This window comes from Kutzneria viridogrisea DSM 43870, from assembly GCF_000525635.1.
GTDB classification, from domain to species: domain Bacteria; phylum Actinomycetota; class Actinomycetes; order Mycobacteriales; family Pseudonocardiaceae; genus Kutzneria; species Kutzneria viridogrisea.
This window is the reverse complement of record NZ_CP007155.1, coordinates 5721899-5744004: the sequence shown is the minus strand read 5'-3', so window position 1 is coordinate 5744004 and position 22106 is coordinate 5721899. Positions and strand designations below refer to the sequence as shown.

The following is a 22106-nucleotide window of genomic DNA, read 5'->3' as shown; positions in this document are numbered from 1 at the left end:
CTCGTCTGGAACCACCGTCGCCGTGCTCACGACACCCGGCCAGAGCGCCACTGCGGGAACCTCGACCGGGCAGACTGGCGCATGGACTGCAGTGGTGACCGCTGTCGCGTCACGCGGCACCGATCAGATCACAGTCCTCTCCCTGCAACTGTCTGATTCGGACGCTCGGGCGCTGGCCTCTGCTCCGACAGGCCAGCTTAGCGTCCTGGCGATCGCGGAAGGAGACCGCTGATGCTGGTCGCAGTCTGCTCACTGAAGGGATCACCCGGAGTCACGACCCTGGCGACCGCGCTTGCGGCACGGTGGCCCGTCCACGAGGATCCGATCCTCGTCGAGATCGACCCGGCTGGTGGCGACCTCATGGCGCGGTTCCGGCTGGAGGAATCTCCCGGACTGGTCAGCCTAGCCGCTGCCGCACGGGGCAGGGGCAGCCACGATCCGTCCCTGCTCGCCCAGCATGCCCAGGTACTGCAGCCGGGCTTGCGGGTGGTCCTCGGGCCAGTCGGCGCTGAACAGGCCCGCGCCGCGCTGTCAGTGCTGGCGTCCAGCAAACCATCCCCGCTGCGCCGAGCTGCTGATCATCCGGGGACGACGGTCATCGCTGACTGCGGACGTGTGGATCCCGACTCGCCGACGTTCCCGATCATCCGCGACGCGGATGCGATGCTGCTGGTCGCCCGCCCGCGCGACGATGAACTCGCCCATGTTGCGCTTAAGCTGTCGGCCGCCCAGCGGTGGTGCCGAATGCCGTGTTTCGTGCTGGTCGGTGATGGCTACCCGACCGTCGCGGTGTCCCAGGTCCTGCAAGTCCCGGTCCTGGGCAGGTTGCCCCGTGACGACAAGGGCGCCGCGGTCCTGAGCGGACGGGGCAACCGTCGGCACAGCCCGGCGCGGTCCGCACTCGGACACGCAGCCGCCAGGATCGCTCTGAATGCCCTCGCGCACTGGTCCACGGCCACTAATGGCACGGCCGCTGCGCCGCGCGGTCGGCTGGCGGTGCCGAGCGGATCGATCCCAGGGACAGCACCGCAACCCCTGGGGCGCCGGACACCAAGGGGCGTGAGGACATGAGCCAGTCCGGACTCAGTGACCCGCGGGCGACGACCTCGGCCAACGGCAGCGGCCTGCACCCCATCCCCGTGCACACCCTGCCCGGCCCGTCGGATCTCCCGCATCGCCCCACTGGGGAGGCAACCGCCGCGCATCGGCTCCGGCAACACCTACGCGACGAACTGTCGACCCAGCTCAGCCGGCGCATCCGGGACGACGAGAACGCCGGGCGCCCGTCGATGGACAAGCAGGTGCGCCGCCGGCTCGCGGAGATGATCCTGCAAGACGCGGCGGAGGCTCACGCTCAAGGCGAGCTCCGCAACTCCGCCGCCGGTGGCTTGCTGGTGCAGCCCGAGGTCGAGCAGCGGTTGATCCGCCAGGTCCTGGACGAGGTGTTCGGTCTGGCCGGACTGGAGCCGCTGCTGGCGGACACCGAAATCGAGAACATCAACATCAACGGGGATCGGGTCTTCGTCAAGTACGCCGACGGTCGTCGACGTCGGCTGCCACCGGTGGTGGGTTCGGACGCCGAGCTGATCGACCTCATCCGCGACCTGGCCACCCGCTCCGGCGTGGAGGAACGTCGCTTCGACCGCGGTAGCCCGATCGTCAACTTCCAGCTGTCCGGCGGCGAACGCGTCTCGGCGGTCATGGCCGTCACTGCACGGCCGTCGGTGTCGATCCGGCGGCACCGCTTCACCACGGCTACCCTCGCTGAGCTGCGCGAGAACGGCACGATCGACCTCGCGCTGGAGTCCTTCCTGAAAGCCTTGGTGCGGGCCAAGCGCAACGTGCTGGTCACCGGCGGCACGGCGATCGGCAAGACCACGCTACTGCGCGGCTTGGCCTCAGTGATCCCGCCGTGGGAGCGGCTGATCACCATCGAGGACGTCTTCGAGCTCGGCCTCGGGGAGGACACCAACGCCCACCCGGACGTAGTGGCGCTGCAGGCCCGCGAACCCAACATCGAAGGCCGGGGCGAGATCTCACTGACGGACCTGGTGTGGCAGTCGCTGCGCATGTCACCGGACCGGGTCATCGTCGGTGAGGTCCGCGGCCCGGAGGTCATCCCGCTGACCAACGCCATGAGCATGGGCAACGACGGCAGCATGGGCACCCTGCACAGCAGTTCCAGCCAGGGCGCGTTCACCAAGCTGGCCGCCTATGCCGTGCAGGGCCCGGAGCGGCTACCCATGGAGGCGACCAATCTCCTGGTCGCTGCGGCCTTGCACTTCGTGGTGCACCTGGACAAGCCCCGCGACGACCCGAGCAAGCGCGTGGTGTCGTCCATCCGTGAAGTCGTCGGTGCCGACGGTGCCCAGGTCGTCAGCAACGAGGTCTGGCGGGCCGGCCCTGACCTGCGCGCCGTGCCCGGTGCTCCGCTGCGTACCGACACCGTCGACCTGCTCGTCGACGCTGGCTTCGACCCGGACCTGATTGAGCGGCATGACGGGTGGTGGACGCCGTGACGACCACCGTCGCGCTGTTCGTGCTGCTCGGTGTTGGCCTAGCCGCAGGTGTCCTGCTCACCGTGGCCGGGTTGCGCGGTCGGCCCATCCGCCTGCGGACACCGTCGCGGCTGCGCACCTGGCTGGCGGCCCAGCACGACCGCACGCAGTTGGGCTGGCTGGTCGCGGCGGTTCTGGCGGGGCTTGCTGTCGGCACGGTCACCGGCTGGGTGATCGGCGCAGTCCTCACTGCGTTGGCCGTGGTGGGCCTGCCGCGGATCCTCGGCTCGAACGTCGACCACAAGCGCCACCTCGAACAGATCGAGGCGATCGCCGGGTGGACAGAAATGCTGCGCGACACCCTGGTCGCGGCAGCCGGCCTGGAACAGGCCATCCTCGCCACCGCCTCGGCCTGCCCCGAGGTGATCCGCGAGGAGATCACTGAACTGGCCGTTCGACTGGAACGCGGGGAACGCCTCGCGCCGTCGCTGCGCCACCTCGCCGACCAGTTGCGTGACCCGACCGCGGATCTGGTGATCTCCGCGCTCGTGCTGGCCGCCGAACACCAGGCCCGGCAGTTGGCGGACCTGCTCGGCGAACTGGCCAGCGAGGCGCGGGAGCAGGCGTCCATGCGGATGCGGGTCGAGGCCGGCCGTGCCCGCAGCCGGACCAGCGTGCGGGTCATCGTGAGCACCACGCTGGCGTTCGCGATGGGGCTGGTGCTGCTCAACCGCGGCTACCTCGCCCCCTACGACACCGGGTTCGGTCAGATCATGCTCCTGCTCGTCGGGTTCCTGTTCGCTGTCGCTTTCGGCTGGCTGGCACGGATTGCGCGGCTGCGTGAGCCCGAACGGTTCCTCACCGAGCTGGCCTCGATCCGACCGCACGACGCCGAGGTCGAGAACCTGTTCGTGGAGAGGGGAGCGGCGCCATGATCAGTGCGCTCGTGTGGGGCGCCGGACTCGGTGTCGGGCTCTGGGCCCTGGTGGTGTACCTGTTCCCGCCGCGGCCACCACTGCAGGCCCTGGTCGACCAGCTGCACGCGACCCCCTCGCCTGCCCCAATCCTCACCGCCGACTCTGGTGGATGGGCCTTGCGGATGGGGCGGCCGTTCATCAGGCCGCTGGCCGTGGTCGGGCTGCCCACCCGACGACTGAGCAACGATCTCGCCGTTATCGGCAAGAGCATTGATCACCACCTGGCGGAGAAGGCGACCCTGGCGATCACCGGGCTGGTGCTGCCGATTCTGGTGCACCTGGTGCTGCTCGTGGCCGATGTCGGTCTCGGCTGGGAAATCCCTGCTGTGGTCAGTCTGCTCTTCGCCCTCAGCGGCTTTCTGGTGCCGGATATCAGCGTTCGGCAGGAAGCCGAGCGTCGGCGCGCCACCTTCCGGCACGCGCTGTCGGCCTACCTGAACCTGATCCGCGTCCTGCTGGCCGGGGGAGCCGGGGTCGACGGCGCCCTGTCCGACGCGGTCAGCATCGGCCGCGGCTGGGCATTCCACCAACTTCGCCGCGCGCTGGTCACAGCCAAACTCACGAGGACGACACCGTGGTCCGTCCTCGGGCAACTCGGCTCCGAGCTCGACGTGCACCAGCTGTCCGAGCTGGCCGCCTCGGTCAGCCTCGCTGGCACCGAAGGCGCTCGCGTCCGGGCCAGCCTCGCGGCCAAAGCCGCCGCGTTGCGCACCCGCGAGCTCACCGACGCCGAAGGCGAGGCCCAGGCCGCGACCGAACGGATGAGCCTGCCCGTCGTGCTGTTGTTCGGCGGATTCCTCATTTTCATAGGCTTTCCCGCACTCGCGAGCGTGCTGGGAGGTCTGTGAGTTCCACCAGGACAGTCCATGACGGACCCCGAACCATAGGGGAGAAGTGATGTTCGCCGAAGTTCAGATCCTCATCGCACGCTTCCGCGCAGAGCTGGAGCGGCTGCGTCACGACGAAGGCGGCTACTCAACCGAGGCGGTCGTTGTCACCGCACTGCTGGCGGCCCTTGCGATCGCCGTCATCGCGATCATCGTCGTGAAGGTCACTCAGAAGGCCCAAGACATCAACCTTTAGGCCGGTGATCACCATGCCTCGACACGCCTGCCGATCTGGCACGCCGAGCACACGCGGGACACATGTGCGCTCAGTCTTGCGTCGCCTGCGCACCGACGAGCGGGGCGCGGGCACGGTCGAACTCGTCATCGTCACACCCCTGCTGTTGCTGCTGATCTTGCTCATCGCCCAGTTCGCGCTCTACATGCACGCCACCCACATCGCCCAAGCCGCCGCCTCCGAAGCTCTGTCCGCCGCCCGTGTATCAGGCGGCAGCCCTGAAGCCGGCACCACCGAGGGGCAACGTGTCCTCGCACAACTGGGAAACGGGCCGCTGCGCGCAACGTTGGTCAACGTTCAACGTGGCACCACCCAAGCATTCGTGAGTATCCGCGGGACCGTGATCAACGTCATCCCGTTCACGACCTTCACGGTCCACGCCGAAGCCGTTGGTCCCATTGACAAATTTACCCCGCCGGCCGACGCCGGAGCGACACCATGACCGCGGTCCGGCAGCTCCAAACCCTCACCTGCCCTGTGCGCGCACGGATGCGTGGGCTGCGCCGCGACGAGCGGGGCTCGGCTGCCGCTGAGCTCGCCCTCCTCACCCCGCTGCTGATCCTGCTGCTGTTGTTCGTCGTGTTCTGCGGCCGGGTGGCGGACATCAAGCTGCGGCTCTACGACGTCGCCCACCAAGCCGCCCGCGCAGCCACCCTGGCCCGCAACTCCTCGCAGGCCACCACCAGCGCCCAGGCCACCGCCAGCGCGGCACTGGCCTCCGCCGGGATCAACTGCCAATTGCTCACGGTCGTCACTGACGCTCGCGGACTTACCTCGGGCTCCACGGTGACCGTCACCGTCTTCTGCACCGTCAGCCTGGGAGACCTGACCATGCTCGGCGTCCCCGGTACCCGCACGTTCCAGTCGAGCTTCTCCTCACCGGTCGACGTTTACCGCGGCACCGCCACGCTCACACAGGCTGGGGATGGGCGATGAGGGACATCGGGTCGCTGCGCCACCGAGTGCGTCGGCTGCGCGAGGACGAGAACGGCCGCGTGACTGCGTTCGTCGTTATCACCGTCGCAGCGGCTCTGCTCTTCGCTGGCCTCGTCCTGGACGGTGGACTCGCCCTGGCCGCCAAGGTCCGTGCGGCCGGTGAAGCACAGGAAGCCGCTCGGTCCGGCGCCCAGGAAATCGACCTGGCCGCCTACCGCGCCACCGGTACCCTTCGCCTCCTCCCACAGCAGGCTGGCGCCGCGGCGCGCAGCCATCTGGCCGCTGCGGGCCACATCGGCACCGTGTCCGTTGCCGGCAACACGGTGAACGTGACGGTGACCGTCAGCCAGCCGACCCAGCTGCTCGGCCTGGTCGGCATCGGCTCGATCACCGTCACTGGAACCGGCCAAGCCCAGCCACAGCGCGGCATCTTCGGGCCGGAACCCTGACCGCACACTGTCGCTTCGACCAGTCAACAGAACAGGAGATCAGGATGACTACCCCCGAAGAGATCGAACGTCGCGTCGAGGAGGCCGACACCGCGCGGACCGCGAAGCGATCCGCCGCGGCCAAGCAGGTCGGCGAGCTCGCACAGCGCCGCACCACCGCAGCCGACCAGTTGGCCGACATCGAGCGAGAACTCGGCGAGGTACTCGTGGACGCCAGTGACGTCATTGACGTCGATGAACTGGCCCGATTCACCAACGTGCCAGCCAGCGAACTCAACCAATGGCTCCTGAACCGGAAGTCCATCCGCACCAAGCGGAAGCGCACGGCCGGCAGTGGCCTCGGCACGAAGAACGAGACGAACCAAGGACCCTCCGCAGCAACGCCGCCGACGACCGGCCAACCGCCGACGCTCCACGAGCCTGCCGCACCTCGCGCTGATTCCACGAGTGCGCTCGTGCGGGGCGCGACGGAGGTGGCATGACATCGCGCGGCTGTTCTGGCCGACCTGCCGTGTCGAGTCCCGGCCACACCGGCTCGCTCGATGTTCAATGCGTCCGCAGGACAGTGCGCTTCGAGCCATAAACCCTGTACTGCCAAGGAATTGAGCACATTGTGACCGCAACAGCACACACCTCGCATCGCAAGCCAGCATCGCCACCGAGCGTGGGCCGCCACACCTGGTCAGTCGTGGTGGCCGGGTTCCGGTTCGTCGGCCGGGTGATGCGCGGTCTGCTCGCCGTCATCGTCCTGCTCGCGCTTGTGGCTGGCCTACCCTGGGCCTTGGTGCACCTCGTCGGCTGGCCGCTCCCAGACCACGTGCCGACCTGGGACGAAGTCCAGGCGATGCTGCTCAACCCGATGAGCCCGCAGCTCCTCCTCAACATCCTCGCGGTGTTGTGCTGGATCGTCTGGGCCCTCTTCGTATTCGACGTCGCCCGCTGCACCGTCGATGCGGCCTGCGGGATCACCTGGCCGCAGGTCAGCCCATCCGGCCCGCTGCGTGGGCTCGCCACGACCCTGATCGGCACCATCGTGCTGACCCTGCTCGGCAACCGTGCCCCGTACACCACGCCGACGACGACCATGGCCGCCCTGACCAGCGACCTCGCGCCCGTCGTGGTGACCGCGCCCATGACTCCTGGCCCGGCGGCGCACGCCCCGGCCGCCGACGGCGCCGTGGTACAGCAGACCACCGTTGTGATCGATCGAGCGGCACCGGCGCCACCGGGCATGGTCCAGGTCACCGAGGAAGTCCGACTTCCGCATGACGGGATCTACGACAGCCTGTCGCGGGTCGCCGAACGCATCTACGGCCCAGGCGGCGGCAGCCGGTGGCCGGAACTGTTCCAACTCAACCGCGGCGTCCCACAGCCCGACGGCCGGACGCTCTCCGACCCCAATCTGGTCCGCCCCGGCTGGCGGATCATCGCCTATATCCCCGCGCCCCCCGACGAGCATCCGCCGCAGATTCCGCCTCAGCCGCCTCCGACTACGAGCACCGCGTCCACGACACCACCAACGACGCCGCCCACCGCGCCCGCGTCGACCGACCACGCCGGTCAGCATCGCAGCGACCGCACCCCGCCGGGACTGGATCTGGCCACGGGGGCGTTCGTGAGCGGTGGCCTGGCCGCAGTGGTCGCCGCGGCCATGCTGACCATCCGCATGCAACGTCGCCGCCGCTACCGTGCTGGCAGCGGGCACCGGGCCGACCTCAACCAACCGATCGCCCCGGTTGTCCGCGCATTGCGCATCGCCCACGACCACACGCCGCCAACAACGACCCCGGCGCACTCACACCCAGCAACTCCACTGTCCGAAGCCTCGGACAGCTCACCTGCACCGGACGATGTCCGCGAAGGCCACGACCTCGCGCTCGACCTGGCAGCCACACACGGCCTGGGCCTCATTGGTCCCGGCGTGCCTGCTGTTATCCGTGCGCTGCTAGTGCACGTGCTCGCTCAGGGCCACCGCGGTCGTCGCGTGCAAGTCCTCATCTCGCAGTCCGACTTGGACGCCATCCTGGATCACGTCGACCGGCTTCCTGGGGCACTGACTGTCCTGCCGTCGCTGCGAGACGCGCTGACCGAGGTGGAGACCACGCTGCTCACCCGAGCCCGCGAGCGCCTCACCGACATCGAAGAGGACCAGCGCGGTGGCGAGCCTGAACTGGTGCTGATCGCCACGCTGCAGGACGACACCGCCAGCCGCCTGTTGGCCATCCTCCGCACCAGCTCCCCGGTGGACGTGGTCTGCGTTCTGGCTGGCCGATGGCCGCACGGCACGACCGCGTACGTCGCCCTGGACGGCCTGGTCACCGAGACCACCCCGAGCAACTGCCTCACCACCGGCCGTCTGTTCACCCTGCCCGACGCCGACACCGACGCCCTGCTCACACTCCTGCACGACGCCGAGGAACCCGCCGACCGCCACAACCAGCCAGCACCACCACCCTCTCCCGCTCCCCGCTCCGCAACTTGCACAGCCACCCTGGACCGCGGCGTCACGCGGCTGACCCCAGCCGACTCTCCCAAGACCCCGATGGACGATGCGGCGACCACAAGGCCGCTGTGGCTCCAGGTCTTCGGGCCGATCCAGCTGGCGATGGACCACAAGCGACTCGGGATCACTCCCAAGGCCCGCGAACTGCTCGCCTACCTCGCTCTGCACCCGCGCGGTGTACGCCGGGAAAAGCTCGTCGACGACCTCTGGCCTGACGCCAACCCCGACCGCCCTTACAACAACCTGCACTACACCCTCTCGCGGCTGCGCGCCGACCTCGGCAAGACCACCGACAACCAGATCACCGACCTCGTCCGCCACGCGGACGGCCGCTACCAGCTCGACCCGGTGATCGTGCACTCCGACTACCAGCAGCTCCAGAACATCCTGGCCGCTCCCGCCGCGGCGACGCAGGACCGGCTCCGTGCCGCGCGCCTCTACCAGGGAGCACTTGCCGAGGATCTCGCCCGGCTCTGGCTCGACGGACCACGAGAGGCCGTCCACCGCGACGTGCTCGACCTGCTCAGCCACCTCACCGACACCGAGACCAGCATCGACGCAGCCACCCTGTTGCCCCTGCTGGAAACAGCACGCCAGATCGACCCCACCAACGAAAGCGTCTACCGCATCATCATGCGAAACCACGCCAGGCTGCGACAATACGACGCCATCGAGCGCACCCTGGCGTTGCTGACCACCAACCTCGCCGAGATCGACCGGCCACCGAGCAAGGCGACTCTCGATCTGGCCGCAGTACTCCGTCATCGCGACGCGACGGTGCGGTAATCGCGCTATACTGCACGGTGGCGAACCCGCGTTTAAGCCCGCGTTACTCGCCTGACTGCTTAGGTTGGATTCGCTGTCCAGTCGAAGTGAGTTGCGTAAACGATATTCGTGGCGGAATCCGCAGAGTTGCAAACTGGGGTAATGCGAGTTTTTGACCATCCCAGGTAGTGAGCTCCGTGGATGGCTGCGGGGCCTGCGGGGATGCCTACCCACCGGCCAACCGGTGGGCCAGCAGGGCGGCCCGCTAGATCGGCCCGTCCTGGCACGCCTGTCTCTGCAGCTCATCGAGCGTCTCGGGCGGGCCAATGCTGCGTCAGACTTGCCTGCGGGCAGGCATCTGAATAGTCGATTTGGTGGATGGGAGCCTGCGGGTTATCCGTCTTGGACGCTAACTTCTTCCAACATTTCGGCCACCTTCCTATTCTCGTGAGCCTTTCCGGTTGGTACCTTTTCCTATATCCGGCAGGCTTTGTCATGATTGATGGATGCATGCAAGTTCGAATTGTCTGATGGCTTCACGGAAGGGGTTGTAAAGAATCATGAAATTGGAGTGTAAGAAAGCTTGCTTTGTGGTGTGATGGGAGTAGTATTGGAGGTGTCGGACGGAAGTGGCGAATCTGACAGCTCTTCCGTGATAGGAATGTCGCCCAAGGGGCTGGGAATCATGACACTTTCCGCTGTTTCTGTCGCGCCGTTTTCCTTGACTGTGAGCGCGGTTGACACGCTGCGCGTTGTGCTGGAGGGCGGTGATACCGCCCGCGGACAGCTGCTGCACGACGCGCTCACGTTCGCCACCTCCGAGCACACCGCCCACCCGGTCGCTGGTGACGCTCCGGTCCGCCCGCAGTTCCCGCGAGTCGCTGCGGACGGCTCGGTAGTGGATGTCGCCCGGCTCGACGCGCAGGACGTGGTGACGGCACTCGTCGACACCGGCTACCTCACGGCGAGGCCGGTGTGGTCGGAACCCTCCCACGATGCCTACCTCGACCAGGGACGCACTGTCCTGGTCATCCACGTCTTGCGACAATTCACCCTGACCACGACCACCGTGTCCGGCCAGCGCGACCGGACGGTGGTCACCCCGGTCGGCTGGTACCTGCTCGCCCTGGTCGGTGACCACACCTCCTCGCTGGTCGGCGCCACCGGAGTCGACTTCGAGGACGCGGAAGCGGCAGGGAACTGGCTGGTCGAGCAGGAAGAGTTCGGCGCCGCGCACTGTGCAGCGGGCTGCGACTGCTGCGGCAACCGGTGGCAGGCCGAAGCCGGTGAGGGGACCTTCACCCCCGACGAGGGCGATGCCACCCTGGTCTGGCACTTCGACGACGCCAAGGACGTCGATGAGGAACGCAACACGATCGCCTGTCCCGCCTGCGGGATCGGCCGTGTCGGCTTCGACATCTACTGACCTCGGCCTGCGGAACGGATAGCGAGAAGGCACCCGACACTCCCCAGCGCTCGGCCTGCGCGCGTGCCCTCCCGTTTGCCCTGTAGGTGGAGCGACCGCGTCACCGTGACTGTCTGATCAGGACAGTCGGTGTGCTGTGACTGCGCCGGCCGCTTTCCAATCACTTCTCGAGCCATGCTCACGCGGTGTCACCTGCCTAGAGAGGCAATGATCATGGGACTGGAACTCGTCAACCGCGCCACGCTGCCGGACCGTCGCCAACCCGACCGCGGCATCGACTGGTACGCACACACCACCAACTACGTGTCGCTATCCGCCGACCGGATCCACGTGCTTCACCTTGCTCTGATCGGCTTGGGCATGGCCTACTCCGTCGAGCGGTTCGGCTACCGCGCGCCGCGTTCTCAGCTGGGTGACTGGGGACAGCCACCGTTCCTGCTGCCACACCCGCGTGAGTATGGACTGACCGCACACAGCGATGAGCGGGGAACGATCCGGTGGACCGGACCTCGGTACGGCGACTACGTCACCGCACGAGACCGGGTACTCGCACTGCACCTGCCCGTGGACCAGTCCGGGATCCCAGTGCACAAGGTGACCGAGCCGTGCGGTTGGCTCGTGCAGCGGGAGGAGTGCGCCAGCGCGCTGGCCACCTATCGGGCCCACCGCGCCAACGGCCGACGCCACCCCCGAGCGTTCGGGGACGACTTCATCCCGTTCCTGACCGCCTGCGCTGACCAGAACGGCTTCCTCGTCACCTGACTGTCGCGCTCGGAACCCATTTGCGGTAACCCCTCGCGCGAGGCTCCGAAACCACACGCGGCACTCGTACGGCCGACACCTGCACACGAACGCTCTCGCCGACCGCCTGCTCGGCAAGCGCCCAACGACTGGATGGAGTGTTCTGCTATGGACGAGCGCGTCTACACCGTCACCGGTGCCGAGCTGTTCGCTGCGGCCAGCCGCTGGCTGTATGGACAGGGCGATGACTGGTACCGGGCGCTGGCGTTCGCCTCCTACCTCTGCGAACGGGACACCACCCTCGACAGCGACTTCTCCCGCTGGAAGCGCGAGTTCGACTACGACCCCCGCGCACGCCCCCACACCGACTTCTACGGCAGTCGCCCGGACCTCTTCTGCACGGTGCCCTCAACCTGTGGCTGCTGGCGACACCACAGACCGGACCGGTCCGCACCACACTGATCACCCAGCGGGCAAGGAGGCGGTTCGTGTGGTGGACGGGCGAGTCACTCCGACTCGGCTCGGGCCAATCCGGTCGACGCGCACGACCTGTCCGACGTCGGGGGCGTCGATCATCTCGGTCGCGGAGATGGCGATACCGACGTGGGTGATGGAGGTGTCGCTGGCGCCGAAGAACACCAGGTCGCCCGGTTGAAGCGGCTGCCCTGCAGGCAGTCGCGGTCCGGCGTTGTACTGGTCCTGGGCGACTCGGGGCAGAACGATCCCCGCGGCGGCGTAGGCCGCCTTGGTCAACCCAGAGCAGTCGAACCCACCATCGGGCCCCCCGTTGCCGCCCCAGACATAGGGCAGGCCGCGCTGCCCGCAGGCGTAGTTGATCGCAACCAGCGCCGTCGGGTTGGGTGCCTGAACGTGGGCGCAGTCTCCAGTACCGACCGTGATGCCGGTGCAGGTGACACCTGCCAAGGCCCCGACAATTCCTCGCGCGGCGTGTTCGTGTTGGGCATAGGCGTCGGGGACCCCGGAGCGTTGCACGGCTTGGGCGGCATCGTTGACACTCATCCGCTGCCAGTCCGTCACAGCGAGCAGGTGTCGGTAGAACTGGGTGGCGGCGTAGGTGGGGTTCATGATCTGTACCGGGGTTCCCCAGCCTTGGGACGGGCGTTGCTGGAACAGGCCGAGGCTATCCCGGTCGCCGTGGTCGAGGTTGTCCAGCCCGGATTCCTGGAGCGCGGCGGCGATGGCCACCACCCAGCCCTGCGGCGGGACGGCAAGCTGCTTGCCGACTGCGACGATCGTCGCGGCGTTGGCCGTCTGCTCGGGCCGATAGCCGGCTACAGCGCTCGCCGTGGAATCGGCCGGGAGGCAGTCCCCGGGGCCGCCGCCGGTGACCACGGAGGCGATGCCGCTGACCCCAGCGGTTACGAACACGATAGGTAGGAGGACCGCGACCGCCGCGGTGGCGACGACCTTGGTGGTGGACATGGGTGATCGACCTCCTCCGTGACTGCGGGGCGGACCGCGGTGGCGCACGCGAGGACACCATCGGATAACGGATGCCGTCGGCCGAGCACGGGTGCTCCGACAACGGTGGCGATACCTGGACGGCTGCGACGCGGTCTGTCAGACGAAAGCTCTCGGCGCGGATCCGTGCCCTCGGTTCCAGCGATCCCACGTGCCTGGCCCGGATACACCGCAGTACGGGGAAAAGACGGCAGTCGGACATGCCTTACGGCAGCTGAAACCTGGAAATGCCGAGGCCCAGCGATGTTCCTCACCGCTGGCGGATCCCAGCGCGGTGAGGTGATCATGGTCGGTCTCGATGGTGCCAATTTCGGCGAGGATCGACCAGTCCGGCACGGGAGTCAGCCACGTGGGAGGGGGCGGGATGCCGACGCGCGCGGTCGTGGTGGGATCACCGCTGCCGTCGGTGATCGCCATGCCCAGCTGCGCGATGACGGTCACGGTGATCATGGGGAGGGGACGTGATCACGGTGGTGGCATCGGTGCCGGGGGTGTCAGCTCTGTCCGGCCTGCGGTGGGTACGGAGAGATGAGGTGTAACAGTGCCGGTGTTGTGTGTCGACACGGACTTCGGCCACAACTCTGCGAGCTGGAGCCGGGCTGGCTGGTCTTGCCCGGATACGGTCAGCCACCGTGCGGCGGCGGGACTGTCGCGTCCGTCGGAGGCGGTGAGCGTGGCCGCAGTGGTGGCGACGGGCACGAGACTCGGATTGTCGAGTTCGGCGCGTGCTGTGGCGAGTACCCGGCGTGCACCGGCCTCGCGCGCAGTACTGGGCAACCAGAACAACAGCGGCGTGACGACCCCGGTGGCCACAGCGAGCCGGTGGTAGCCGCGCAGTTTGGTGGCGAGCTGGTGCAGGGGCTCGGTGCCACAGTCGTATTCGAGGAAGAACTCGACCTCGCGGCCGTCCTCGCGCCAGCGGCCGTAGGCATCGGGCCGGGTGATGTCGCCGAAGTGACGCGCGCAGCGGGCTTCCGACCACCAAGCGATCAATTGGTGGTGCTCCCTGGTGTGGCGGCTCATGGCGATCAGGGAGACGAAGAAGTCATTGCGGCCCACGGTGTGTGCCAGGCGCAGGCTGTGCGCGATGCCGATCGCGGTCTCGTGCCGATAGCCGGTCTTGCTGGGTTCAAGGCCGTCCTCGTGGGCGAGGACGGCGGCTCCGGCGGTGTCCAGGACGTAGTGCATCGGCGCGGTCCCGGTGTGCACGAACGGCTGGAACCGGTCGATGACACGCCACCGGTACAGGTCCAGCAACCGCTTGTTGGCGGCCCGCAGGGTGGTGAAGGCGGTGGCCGCGATCTGGTGGGTGGTCAGGACGCGGTGCTCGTGCAGCATCCGGGTGATCCACCGGTCACGTGTGGTCAGGCGATGGGCGAGGCGGGCGTGGTGCTCGCCGGTGGTCGCCGCGCGTGGGGTGGTCCGTTGGGGCATGTGCCCGCGGAGTTGTCGCTGGGGCGTCGAATTGGTGATCATCGTTGCGGGTCTCCCAGTCAAATAGGCGGAATTGCATCTGATGCAATATTGCGCAGGTTGGTGTAATCGTCGTTCTTCCTGGTCAACGGCAACGGACGAGTAGAGAAGGTGACGAGTCGGTGTGGCGCTGACCGGGGCCGGGCTTCTGTGCGCATCAATTTGTGTCTGAAACGACAGCACGGTGGCTTCTAAAGCACCAGGATCCGCGTGAACTTTCTTGGCGGACAACGTCGTCCACCTCGGTCAGCCCCTGCTGCCTTCGAGGCGATGTTGGAGGGGCAGCGGTAGCCAGTCCGCTTCCTGAGGGACTCGACGAGCGCGCCCAGACTGTGGTTGATTCGCTGTGCGGAGAGGCATGTCAGGCTGTAACCGTGTCAGTGGATGCCAGCGGGCGGCGAGGTGTTCATCGACCACATGTGCGGCGGCGAGTCGCCGATCGTGGTGTCCACCGCGCGGCCGCACGAGGTGGCGATCAGCCTGTTCCTGGATTTCCTTCTGAATTGCTGGCACGGCTGGGCGCCGGTATGCGAGGAGTGGTTCGGCGACAGAGCTCAGGCCGTGTTCTGTAAGGGCGACGCTGTCCCCGCACTTGCTGGAATGTGAGGGTGGCCCCCGTGGGCGACCGTTGACCCGCGACGAGGTCCAGACGTTGCTCGAAGCTGCCTGCAATGCCGCCCTGCTCGAAGCTGTTGGCGAACTACCGTCCATCGTGGTCAGCGACCTGTTCGACGTCTAACCCGGAACCGCCTAATCTTGGGTCAGATTGGCCCAATCTCGGTTGGACCGACAACCTCGAAGCCGGCAAACCCACCGGCTAGTGAAGGCGCGACGGCTCGCTAGGTCCGGCTACTGGACCTTGTCGAGGTCGGCTAGTTGGTTCTCCAGCTTGTTCATGCGGCGCAGGGCGGAGTCGGCCTTCTTCTGCAAGCGTTCGTGCTCTGCGCGAGCCTTGTTGAGCTCGTCGGTCATTCGACGCTGTTCTGTGATGCGGTGCGCCGAGTCCGGCGGAAGCTTCTCGGTCGTGACGATCCCACGTATCTGCTTGCAGTCGGGGCAGTCGGTCACACTTCCTGACCAGTAGGTGTGTGAGTGGTGCTGAACCTTCTCGATGACGTGATCGCAGGTCAGTGTCAGCTGCCACGTGGCAAGCTCGGCAGGATCTGGTCGTCCGATGCGCGCAAAGGCGGCAGCGATCGCGGCGAGGTGCTCCTGGCTCAGAGGTGGCGGTGGACAGCAGAATCCGCAGTGTGCCGTCTTGGATCCCTCTATGCTCCAGCGGTGACTACGACAGTCTGCGTGCCGCTGTCTGAAGTCCGCCTCTGCCCTCTCATACTCCTCGCGCTGCGTGTCGTCCATCTTGAGTAGAGCCGGCCAGCTCCCGCGTCCATCGCTGACGGGCAGGCCGCATCCGCGGCACGGTACCCCGGCCACGAACTCTTCCCACGTCAGGTAGCTTCCATTCTTTTCCCACTCGCGCTGCCTCTCCGCTCGTCGAATGGCATCTTGCTCGGCCTTCAATGCGGCCTTGCGGCGTCGGTTCAGCGCGCGACGGGCCTTCTCTTCCTCAGTCAGCTTCACCATCGAACTCCTCGGTCGTTATGAACGACGTGGTACGGACTCGTCCTGCAGCGAGCGGGTGGCCATTCGTCCCAGGTATAGACGCATATCAAGCTGAGCTGAACCCCGACGGGCCAAGTCGGCGGGAAGTGGCCACTGCGACCTGAGACGAAACATCTGCGTGCGTCATGGCTGGGGTAGCACCGTCGGTCAGGCCGCAGGTCCAATGAGGAATTGCGAGGGCTTCAAATATTGCCCCTTCATCAGGTGTGGAAGGGAAAGTGTGCGGAGCGGGTGCCGGTGGTGGTGGCGTCAGGTGGCTCGGCGGGGGTCGGTGGAGGGGCGCGCCGTGGCGGTCGGCGTGGGCTGTGGGGTGGGTGGTTGTGCGTTGATGCGGGCGGCTTTGCGGATTGCCTTGGCGCGTCCGGGGATCGGGGGTGGGAGCTTCTCGGTGATAGCGGTGAACGCGGGGGTCTCGGCCCCGTGGACCACGAGGCGGGTAGCGATTTGGAAGGCGCCGAGGTTGGCGAGGTCGTGCTCGCCCAGCTGGGGCAGGGTGTGGCGGGCGAGGCGGTGGGCGTCCTCCGGGCTGGCCGTGAAGATCACCTTGGAGCGAGCGTTAGTCGAGATGCCCTCGTCCAGTTCCCTGGGGAGCTGGGCGAGGTACTGGTGTGCCAGGACCATCGACAGGCGGTAGCCGCGGGCCTCGGCGAGCATGTCCTGCAGGGTGTAGGGCAGGTGCAGGAAGTTGTGGCACTCGTCCAGATACAGGGCGGCGTCGGGGCGGTGTCGTTGCGGGAGGCGGGCTCGGCGGGTGGCGGCCTGCCAGACACGGGCCACCACGATGGACCCGAGCAGGCGGGCGGTGTCGGTGCCCAAGGAGTCCTTGGAGATCCGCACCAGGCAGATCCCGCCCTCGTTGAGCACCGCGTCCATGTCCACGGTGGAGCGCCCGCCCGCGATCGCGCCGCGCACGAACGGACGCAACAGCACGCCCCGGAGCTTGTTCATCAGCGGTGCGATCGCCTGGGCCCTGCCGGCCTCGCTGAGCTGGTCGTACCACAGCCAGAAGCCCGCGAGGACCTCGTCGGTGACGTCCTTCATGGCGCGTGCGCGCGCCGAGTACACGGTGAGCAACGTGGGCAGGTCGGTCAGGGTGGGCGTGCCCTCGGGCTTCGCGGTGAGGGTGAGCAGCCCGGCGCGGAGGATGTCATCAGTGCGCGGCCCCCAGGACGAGGCGTAGATCCGTGACATGATCGACACCAGGTGATCGACAGCCCGTGCGGTGTCCGTGCCCTCCAACGGGTTGAGCACCGGGGGACATGCCCGGCTGTCCGCGTCGAAGAGCACGACCTTGGGACCGAGGTGCTCGGGCAGGCGCATCAGCAGGTCGCTGACCAGGTCGCCCTTCGGATCGACGACGACCACACCGCGCCCGGACTGTACGTCGTCGAGGATCATCCGCGCCATCAGCTCGGACTTGCCGCTGCCGGTGGCGCCGAGGATGTGCACGTGGTGGCGGGCATCGGCCACCTGCAGCCCGATCGGGCGTGGATGGCCGGTATCGCTGTTCCCCAACGGTTTTATCCCCGGACCGATCGCGCCGACACCGGGCGGTGGCGGGACCGCATTCGCGCCCGCGCGCTGCAGTCCGGGGATCGTCTCGTCGGTGGGCAGGTGCGCGAGTGCCGCGAGCTCGCCCACCGACAGAAGGTCCCCCGACCGCAGCCGACGCTGGGCAAGCACCTCGACCGGGCGCCGGAGTCGGGTCCTGCGGTAGTAGTTGTGCTCGGAGTAGACCGCGGTGGCGGCGGCGATCGCGTGGCCGCGTCCCCGCAGCACCTGGCGTACCGGCGCGCGGTGTGCCCTGGTGTCCACGGTGGTCGACACCGCGTAGCGGATGCGGGTCTCGTACTGCGGGGCACGGTGTTTGGCCACGATCGCCCGGTCCTGTGCACTGTGTTCTAGGTTCGTTTGCCGATCCAGCACACCCATGCTGCGGGAGGCGTGGTGAAGGGGTCGGCGCGGTGTGGTGCAGGGGGTGAGCAGGTCCAGTAGTCGCCCGGCCAGGTGCCGAGACTGTCCTGTGTGGACTCGCCGGGCGGCGCGGCGCGCGGAGGCGACTCGGCGTCCGGTGACCGGACGGGCCAGGATCTGCACGCACGCTTGCTCGGTGGGGCCGAGTCCGGCCGCAGCGCCCAGCAGCGGCCGGAGCGGATCGGCGGCGTGTTCGGTGCGCACCGGCAGCGCCTCGTTGCGCGCCAACCGCAACTCACCTCCGACGGCTTCGGTGCGACGGCCGCGTGGCGCGGTGATGGGCAGAGGCGCGCTGGCGGGGGCGGTGCGGGTGTGGGCTCCGGGCCAGGCCGCCTGGAGTGCGCGTTCGACCATCCCCGGTGGCACGACACCGGGCACCCACACCTGGATCCGGACCCCGTCGCGGTCGAACACGAACTCGACCGCCAGGTGCGGTTGACCTCGCAGCAGGCGTGCCCAGCCAGGGCGGAGTAACCCGATCAGGTTGGACCACAGGGCGGTCGCGCCAGCCGGGTCCACGGTCGGTGGAGCCAGGACGGTGATCAGCCGTGCGTCGGCGGCCCACCGTGCGTGGCAGCGGACGCGCCACCAGCCGTGCAGGGCAGCGGCCAGGCCGACGCCGACCACGAGGACCGGGCCGGCGATCGGACCCCAGGCCACCACCCAAGCCGCGAGCCAGGCGAGCAGGACCTGAACCGTGCCCCAGGGATCGCGGAGGAACTCGACGAGCCAGCCGTGGAGGCCACTCTCCACCGCGCGAATCGGCCCCGGCGGTAGGCGGTGTGGGTGCGCGATCATGCGCGGTCGGCCTCGTCATCCCGCAGGCGCTCGCGTCGGAGTTCGGTCTCGCGGTGTTTCTGGTCGATGTCGACGTACTCGACCACCGCGCCGAGTCCGACCAGCAGGACGAGTCCGAGATAGACCGGCACGCACTGCAGTGGCCATGCCACGGCCGCGAGCACGAGGGTGAGGAGTGGACCGACCACGAGGCCGAGCTGCAACAGGCCGAGAAGGGCGTTACGCCACGGTGTCACGTGGGTGATGAAGCTGTGGGACATGGTCGACTCCTTGTGTGGTAGGAAGCTGTTGGTGGGAAAGCGAATACGGGAGGGTGGCTACGCTGCTGGCAGGTCCACCCACCCGGAGTTCGTTTCGGAATCCTGAAGAGTTGCGAGGAATTCCGGGGACGTCGTGACGAGGTCGTGTTCGGTGGGGGAGGCCAGCGACTGGAACGCGACGCGCTGGTTCCCGGTGGACAACAAGCCCTGGCCGCAGCTGGCGGACAGCAGGAATTGCCGCTCACCTTGGGATAGGCCGAACACTTGGCTGATCTCGTCGATTGCCTGCGGGGCCTGACGCAACAGGATTTGTGTCGCCGAGTTCGTCACGACCGCGCGGCCCAGATCCGAGCCGAGGACATCGGCGGTGTCCTGCGTCGCGAGGGTGATTCCCGCCCAGTGTTTGCGCGACGACTTGGCCATCCTGGCGAGAAACGCGGCGCCTGTGGGTTGTTGCATCAACAGCCATGCCTCGTCGACCACGACCAGTCGGGGGCGGTGGATCGCGGGGTTGCTTACCTGCCGCCACACCATGTCCAGTGTCAGCAGCGTCCCCAGCGCTTTCAGCTCGGGCGCCAGATCTCGCAGCGAGAACACGATGAGGTGCCCCTCGGGACGCGTCGTGGTGGGGCCGGAGAACAGGCCGCTGAACGCCCCGTCGGTGAAGGGGTGCAAGCGTGCCGCCAGCTCGGTCGCGACCGGATCACCAGTGTCGGCGAGGACTGTGGCGAGGTCGGCCAGCAGCGGTGCCGGACGCGTCCAGGTGCGGGGATCGGTGGTGATCCCGGCGTGGTTGTAGGTGGCGGTGATCGCCCGGTCCGCGACGGCGCGCTCGGCTGCGCTCAACTCCGTGCCGCACAGGACGGCGAGCACGGTGTGCAGGAACAGCGACCGGCGGAGCAGGGCGTCCCCGGGGGCGGTGCGCCGCCCGTCAGAACGGGTGGTGACGGGCAGGTCCAGGGGGTTGACCCGGACGCCCGCTGAGCCCAGACGCACACAGGTGCCGCCGACGGCGGCGGCCAGCCGCGCGTACTCGTCTTCCGGGTCGATGACGTGGATCTCGACCCCGCCGTACAACGACCGCAGCAACTCCAGCTTCACCAGGTAGCTCTTGCCCGACCCGGACCGTCCCAGGATCACCGCGTTGTGGTTGTCCAGGGCAAAGCGGTCGTGGTGGACCAGCGAGGGGGAGCCCAGGTTGAACCCGTAGAGCACCCCGGAGGGTGCCGCAGGCACGGTCGGGTCCGGGGGTGGCAGGTCGGGGCTGGCGAAGGGCATCGCGGCGGCCAACGCGGCGGTGTCCATCGTCCGCCGCAACCGGATCTGGTCCAGGCCCAGCGGCAGGGTGGCAACCCAGCCTTGCAGGGACCGGTAGGTCGTGGGGCGGGCGTCTAGCAGCAGCGACGCGGCCAGCGCCCGCACCGCGGCCACATCCGCCGCCAGCGCCTGCGCGCTGCCCGCGTGCACTGTCAGGTATAGGCCCACCCGGTACAGGCGGCCCTCGCCGCGGGCGACGCGGGCGGACAGGTCGTAGGCGTCCTCGGTCGCGGCCTCCATGGCCGGGTCGGGCACCCTGTCGTGCGCGCCGGTGTGCCGCCGTCCGGACTCCAGCCGCGCCAGCTGCCGTTTGAGGCGGGCAGAGGCGGTGACCGGGTCGATGGGTTCGATGTGCAGGCTGACGTCGAGCCGGGCGGGGTAGGTCAGCAGCGGGGTCAGCCACCCGGGATGGACCTCGCGGGGATAGCCGACGACCGCGAAGCTAGCGAGGTGCTCGTCACCGACCTCCAGCGAGCGGGGATTGACCGCGATCGCGTCCGGGGTGAACGCCTCGGCCCCAGATCGGTAGGGCGCACGCGTCATCGCTGGCACCTCGGCTCGAAGTCCTCGTCGTCTTCGTCGTTCCAGGCGGCCTCGCCGGGCGGCGGGCCGACCGGTGCGCCGAACGTCGCGGGGTCCCAGTCCTCGCTGGTGGTCGAGGTGGTGATGACCTCGTCGGCACCGGCCATCCCCGCAGTGGGTGGCAGGAGGCTGCCGGGGTTGCAGGCACCCGCGAGTACGCCGGTGACCTGCCCTGCGGACAACGGGGTGACGGTGATCCCGGCGGGCGCGAGCAGGTCGACGGCCTCGGACAGGCGTCGCACCAGGCGAGTGTGCGCCGCGTGCCGGGCGGTCTCGTCGACCTGGACCACTTGGCGGCGGGTGCGTGAGCGGGCCGCGTGGAGCAGCGCCAGGGCAGAGGGACCGCCCAGCCCATCGACCGTGCCAGCGGCCTGCACGGGCTCGCGCAGGATTAGCAACACCTGGCGGCACAGCAGGTCGGTGGTCTCGGCGAGTTGGGCGAGGTAGTCCGCGTGCTCGCGGGCGGCCTGCTCCAGGGCGGGATGCGGCAGCCCGCCCGCGATGGCCCGCAACCCGGTGATCTGCCCTGACAAGTCCAGCCGCTGGGCGCGCACCAGGATCTGAACGGGTGCTCCCAGGCTGTGCAGGTAGCGGCCGAACACCGCGACCAGGGCCTCCTGCTCGGACGCGGTGCGCAGCGAGAAGTTGACCGTCGAGCAGGTCGCGACCACGGCCATCCCGTCGCCGCCCAGGTCGATCACTCCGGCCTCTGTGACGGCGTCGGCCGGCAGCCGCAACGCCACCGGGGACACCGCCTGCGGGGCGCTGGTCGGGGTGGCCCGGGTGGCCAGCCACTGGGGCGCGGGCAGCACGCCCTCGGTGGCGGCGATCCGATGCCGGGGGCTCAGGCGCTGCCGCACCGCCGCCAGCAGCAGCTTGTCCAGGCTAATCCCGTCGCGTTGGGCCAGGACCAGCGTCGCGACCACCGCACCTACCGGGACTGCCACCACGAGGAATACCAGCAGCGGCACCACCGGCGCGGTGATCGAGTACGCGCCGTATAGCAGGATGCCGGTCACCGCCAGGATGGTCAGCTGCCGGGCCGTCAGGTCGAACAGCACTCGGTCCTCGCGGTCGACGTCGGCAGGGATACGGACGGGCTGGCTCATGTCTCACCTCCATGTTGGGGTGGGCGGGTCGGTGCCGCCCTGGGCGGCACAGGCGGAGGTGAGGGCGAGCT

General features: G+C 68.3%; 22 protein-coding genes. 14 read left to right on the top strand and 8 right to left on the bottom strand.

All coding sequences use genetic code 11. From position 1 onward, the window contains the following. The first annotated feature begins 231 nt into the window (after window positions 1–231). The 13 genes from KALB_RS46835 to KALB_RS25510 all read left to right on the top strand — a co-directional run bounded on the left by KALB_RS46835 (window position 232) and on the right by KALB_RS25510 (window position 11879). Entirely contained in the window at window positions 232–1071 is an 840-nt protein-coding gene (locus KALB_RS46835; RefSeq protein ID WP_148309630.1) for a CpaE/TadZ family protein, read from the top strand. Continuing rightward, window positions 1068–2519: a TadA family conjugal transfer-associated ATPase gene (locus KALB_RS25565; protein WP_025358553.1), complete on the top strand. Its 1452-nt coding sequence runs from the start codon at window positions 1068–1070 to the stop codon at window positions 2517–2519. Before KALB_RS46835 ends, KALB_RS25565 begins: the two co-directional genes overlap by 4 nt. Beyond that, on the top strand, window positions 2516–3433 hold the full coding sequence (locus KALB_RS25560; protein ID WP_042222483.1) for a type II secretion system F family protein: 918 nt from the start codon (window positions 2516–2518) through the stop codon (window positions 3431–3433). The genes KALB_RS25565 and KALB_RS25560 overlap by 4 nt, the downstream gene beginning before the upstream one ends. After that, the gene (locus tag KALB_RS25555) at window positions 3430–4323 is read left to right on the top strand and encodes a type II secretion system F family protein (protein ID WP_025358551.1); all 894 of its coding nucleotides are present in this window, start codon (window positions 3430–3432) and stop codon (window positions 4321–4323) included. Before KALB_RS25560 ends, KALB_RS25555 begins: the two co-directional genes overlap by 4 nt. Window positions 4324–4372: 49 nt before the next feature. After that, window positions 4373–4558, top strand: a complete 186-nt coding sequence (locus KALB_RS25550; RefSeq protein WP_025358550.1) for a hypothetical protein — start codon at window positions 4373–4375, stop codon at window positions 4556–4558. 76 nt (window positions 4559–4634) lie between these two features. Then, on the top strand, window positions 4635–5039 hold the full coding sequence (locus tag KALB_RS25545; protein ID WP_025358549.1) for a TadE/TadG family type IV pilus assembly protein: 405 nt from the start codon (window positions 4635–4637) through the stop codon (window positions 5037–5039). Beyond that, window positions 5036–5533, top strand: coding sequence for a TadE/TadG family type IV pilus assembly protein (locus KALB_RS25540; protein ID WP_081789490.1), 498 nt, complete (start codon window positions 5036–5038; stop codon window positions 5531–5533). Before KALB_RS25545 ends, KALB_RS25540 begins: the two co-directional genes overlap by 4 nt. Beyond that, window positions 5530–5982 (top strand): pilus assembly protein TadG-related protein, encoded by a 453-nt coding sequence (locus KALB_RS25535; RefSeq protein WP_169743534.1) that lies wholly within the window; start codon window positions 5530–5532, stop codon window positions 5980–5982. Before KALB_RS25540 ends, KALB_RS25535 begins: the two co-directional genes overlap by 4 nt. 44 nt (window positions 5983–6026) lie before the next feature. Next, window positions 6027–6464 (top strand): hypothetical protein, encoded by a 438-nt coding sequence (locus KALB_RS25530; protein ID WP_025358546.1) that lies wholly within the window; start codon window positions 6027–6029, stop codon window positions 6462–6464. A gap of 131 nt (window positions 6465–6595) precedes the next feature. After that, the gene (locus tag KALB_RS25525) at window positions 6596–9271 is read left to right on the top strand and encodes an AfsR/SARP family transcriptional regulator (RefSeq protein WP_148309629.1); all 2676 of its coding nucleotides are present in this window, start codon (window positions 6596–6598) and stop codon (window positions 9269–9271) included. Window positions 9272–9860: 589 nt separating this feature from the next. Continuing rightward, the gene (locus tag KALB_RS25520; protein ID WP_148309628.1) at window positions 9861–10676 is read left to right on the top strand and encodes a hypothetical protein; all 816 of its coding nucleotides are present in this window, start codon (window positions 9861–9863) and stop codon (window positions 10674–10676) included. A 213-nt stretch (window positions 10677–10889) separates the two neighbouring features. Continuing rightward, entirely contained in the window at window positions 10890–11438 is a 549-nt protein-coding gene (locus KALB_RS25515) for a hypothetical protein (protein ID WP_148309627.1), read from the top strand. A 147-nt stretch (window positions 11439–11585) separates the two neighbouring features. Beyond that, complete coding sequence (locus tag KALB_RS25510) at window positions 11586–11879, top strand: hypothetical protein (protein ID WP_025358542.1); 294 nt, start codon at window positions 11586–11588, stop codon at window positions 11877–11879. Here the strand turns inward: KALB_RS25510 and KALB_RS25505 are convergent, their stop codons facing one another. The 3 genes from KALB_RS25505 to KALB_RS25500 all read right to left on the bottom strand — a co-directional run bounded on the left by KALB_RS25505 (window position 11880) and on the right by KALB_RS25500 (window position 14603). Continuing rightward, window positions 11880–12860, bottom strand: a complete 981-nt coding sequence (locus KALB_RS25505) for a C40 family peptidase (RefSeq protein WP_025358541.1) — start codon at window positions 12858–12860, stop codon at window positions 11880–11882. Window positions 12861–12998: 138 nt separating this feature from the next. Continuing rightward, the gene (locus KALB_RS46830) at window positions 12999–13349 is read right to left on the bottom strand and encodes a hypothetical protein (protein WP_148309626.1); all 351 of its coding nucleotides are present in this window, start codon (window positions 13347–13349) and stop codon (window positions 12999–13001) included. 15 nt (window positions 13350–13364) lie between these two features. Then, the gene (locus KALB_RS25500; protein ID WP_338033815.1) at window positions 13365–14603 is read right to left on the bottom strand and encodes a replication-relaxation family protein; all 1239 of its coding nucleotides are present in this window, start codon (window positions 14601–14603) and stop codon (window positions 13365–13367) included. A 153-nt stretch (window positions 14604–14756) separates the two neighbouring features. Here KALB_RS25500 and KALB_RS44225 point away from each other — a divergent pair, with 153 nt between their 5' ends. Further along, a complete protein-coding gene (locus KALB_RS44225) occupies window positions 14757–14978 on the top strand; it encodes a hypothetical protein (protein WP_025358539.1) in 222 nt (73 codons plus the stop codon). A 243-nt stretch (window positions 14979–15221) separates the two neighbouring features. On the opposite strand, the gene KALB_RS46825 is transcribed toward KALB_RS44225, so the two are convergent. From KALB_RS46825 to KALB_RS25470, 5 genes are all read right to left on the bottom strand, one after another. Next, entirely contained in the window at window positions 15222–15956 is a 735-nt protein-coding gene (locus KALB_RS46825) for a hypothetical protein (RefSeq protein ID WP_148309625.1), read from the bottom strand. Between the two features lie 288 nt (window positions 15957–16244). Next, entirely contained in the window at window positions 16245–18722 is a 2478-nt protein-coding gene (locus KALB_RS25485; protein ID WP_025358537.1) for a type IV secretion system DNA-binding domain-containing protein, read from the bottom strand. A gap of 41 nt (window positions 18723–18763) precedes the next feature. Next, the gene (locus KALB_RS25480; protein ID WP_025358536.1) at window positions 18764–19027 is read right to left on the bottom strand and encodes a hypothetical protein; all 264 of its coding nucleotides are present in this window, start codon (window positions 19025–19027) and stop codon (window positions 18764–18766) included. Window positions 19028–19084: 57 nt separating this feature from the next. Beyond that, window positions 19085–20887, bottom strand: coding sequence for a VirB4 family type IV secretion system protein (locus tag KALB_RS25475; RefSeq protein WP_148309624.1), 1803 nt, complete (start codon window positions 20885–20887; stop codon window positions 19085–19087). Beyond that, a complete protein-coding gene (locus KALB_RS25470) occupies window positions 20884–22035 on the bottom strand; it encodes a PrgI family protein (RefSeq protein WP_025358534.1) in 1152 nt (383 codons plus the stop codon). The genes KALB_RS25475 and KALB_RS25470 overlap by 4 nt, the downstream gene beginning before the upstream one ends. Window positions 22036–22106 lie beyond the last annotated feature (71 nt).

What these genes read in the sequence shown, in the direction of transcription:
- KALB_RS46835 (WP_148309630.1), top strand. Translation starts at nt 232, where the DNA reads ATGCTGGTCGCAGTCTGCTCACTGAAGGGATCACCCGGAGTCACGACC.
- KALB_RS25565 (WP_025358553.1), top strand. Translation starts at nt 1,068, where the DNA reads ATGAGCCAGTCCGGACTCAGTGACCCGCGGGCGACGACCTCGGCCAAC.
- KALB_RS25555 (WP_025358551.1), top strand. Translation starts at nt 3,430, where the DNA reads ATGATCAGTGCGCTCGTGTGGGGCGCCGGACTCGGTGTCGGGCTCTGG.
- KALB_RS25550 (WP_025358550.1), top strand. Translation starts at nt 4,373, where the DNA reads ATGTTCGCCGAAGTTCAGATCCTCATCGCACGCTTCCGCGCAGAGCTG.
- KALB_RS25540 (WP_081789490.1), top strand. Translation starts at nt 5,036, where the DNA reads ATGACCGCGGTCCGGCAGCTCCAAACCCTCACCTGCCCTGTGCGCGCA.
- KALB_RS25535 (WP_169743534.1), top strand. Translation starts at nt 5,530, where the DNA reads ATGAGGGACATCGGGTCGCTGCGCCACCGAGTGCGTCGGCTGCGCGAG.
- KALB_RS25530 (WP_025358546.1), top strand. Translation starts at nt 6,027, where the DNA reads ATGACTACCCCCGAAGAGATCGAACGTCGCGTCGAGGAGGCCGACACC.
- KALB_RS25515 (WP_148309627.1), top strand. Translation starts at nt 10,890, where the DNA reads ATGGGACTGGAACTCGTCAACCGCGCCACGCTGCCGGACCGTCGCCAA.
- KALB_RS25510 (WP_025358542.1), top strand. Translation starts at nt 11,586, where the DNA reads ATGGACGAGCGCGTCTACACCGTCACCGGTGCCGAGCTGTTCGCTGCG.
- KALB_RS25505 (WP_025358541.1), bottom strand. Translation starts at nt 12,860, where the DNA reads ATGTCCACCACCAAGGTCGTCGCCACCGCGGCGGTCGCGGTCCTCCTA.
- KALB_RS46830 (WP_148309626.1), bottom strand. Translation starts at nt 13,349, where the DNA reads ATGATCACCGTGACCGTCATCGCGCAGCTGGGCATGGCGATCACCGAC.
- KALB_RS44225 (WP_025358539.1), top strand. Translation starts at nt 14,757, where the DNA reads ATGCCAGCGGGCGGCGAGGTGTTCATCGACCACATGTGCGGCGGCGAG.
- KALB_RS46825 (WP_148309625.1), bottom strand. Translation starts at nt 15,956, where the DNA reads ATGGTGAAGCTGACTGAGGAAGAGAAGGCCCGTCGCGCGCTGAACCGA.
- KALB_RS25480 (WP_025358536.1), bottom strand. Translation starts at nt 19,027, where the DNA reads ATGTCCCACAGCTTCATCACCCACGTGACACCGTGGCGTAACGCCCTT.
- KALB_RS25475 (WP_148309624.1), bottom strand. Translation starts at nt 20,887, where the DNA reads ATGACGCGTGCGCCCTACCGATCTGGGGCCGAGGCGTTCACCCCGGAC.
- KALB_RS25470 (WP_025358534.1), bottom strand. Translation starts at nt 22,035, where the DNA reads ATGAGCCAGCCCGTCCGTATCCCTGCCGACGTCGACCGCGAGGACCGA.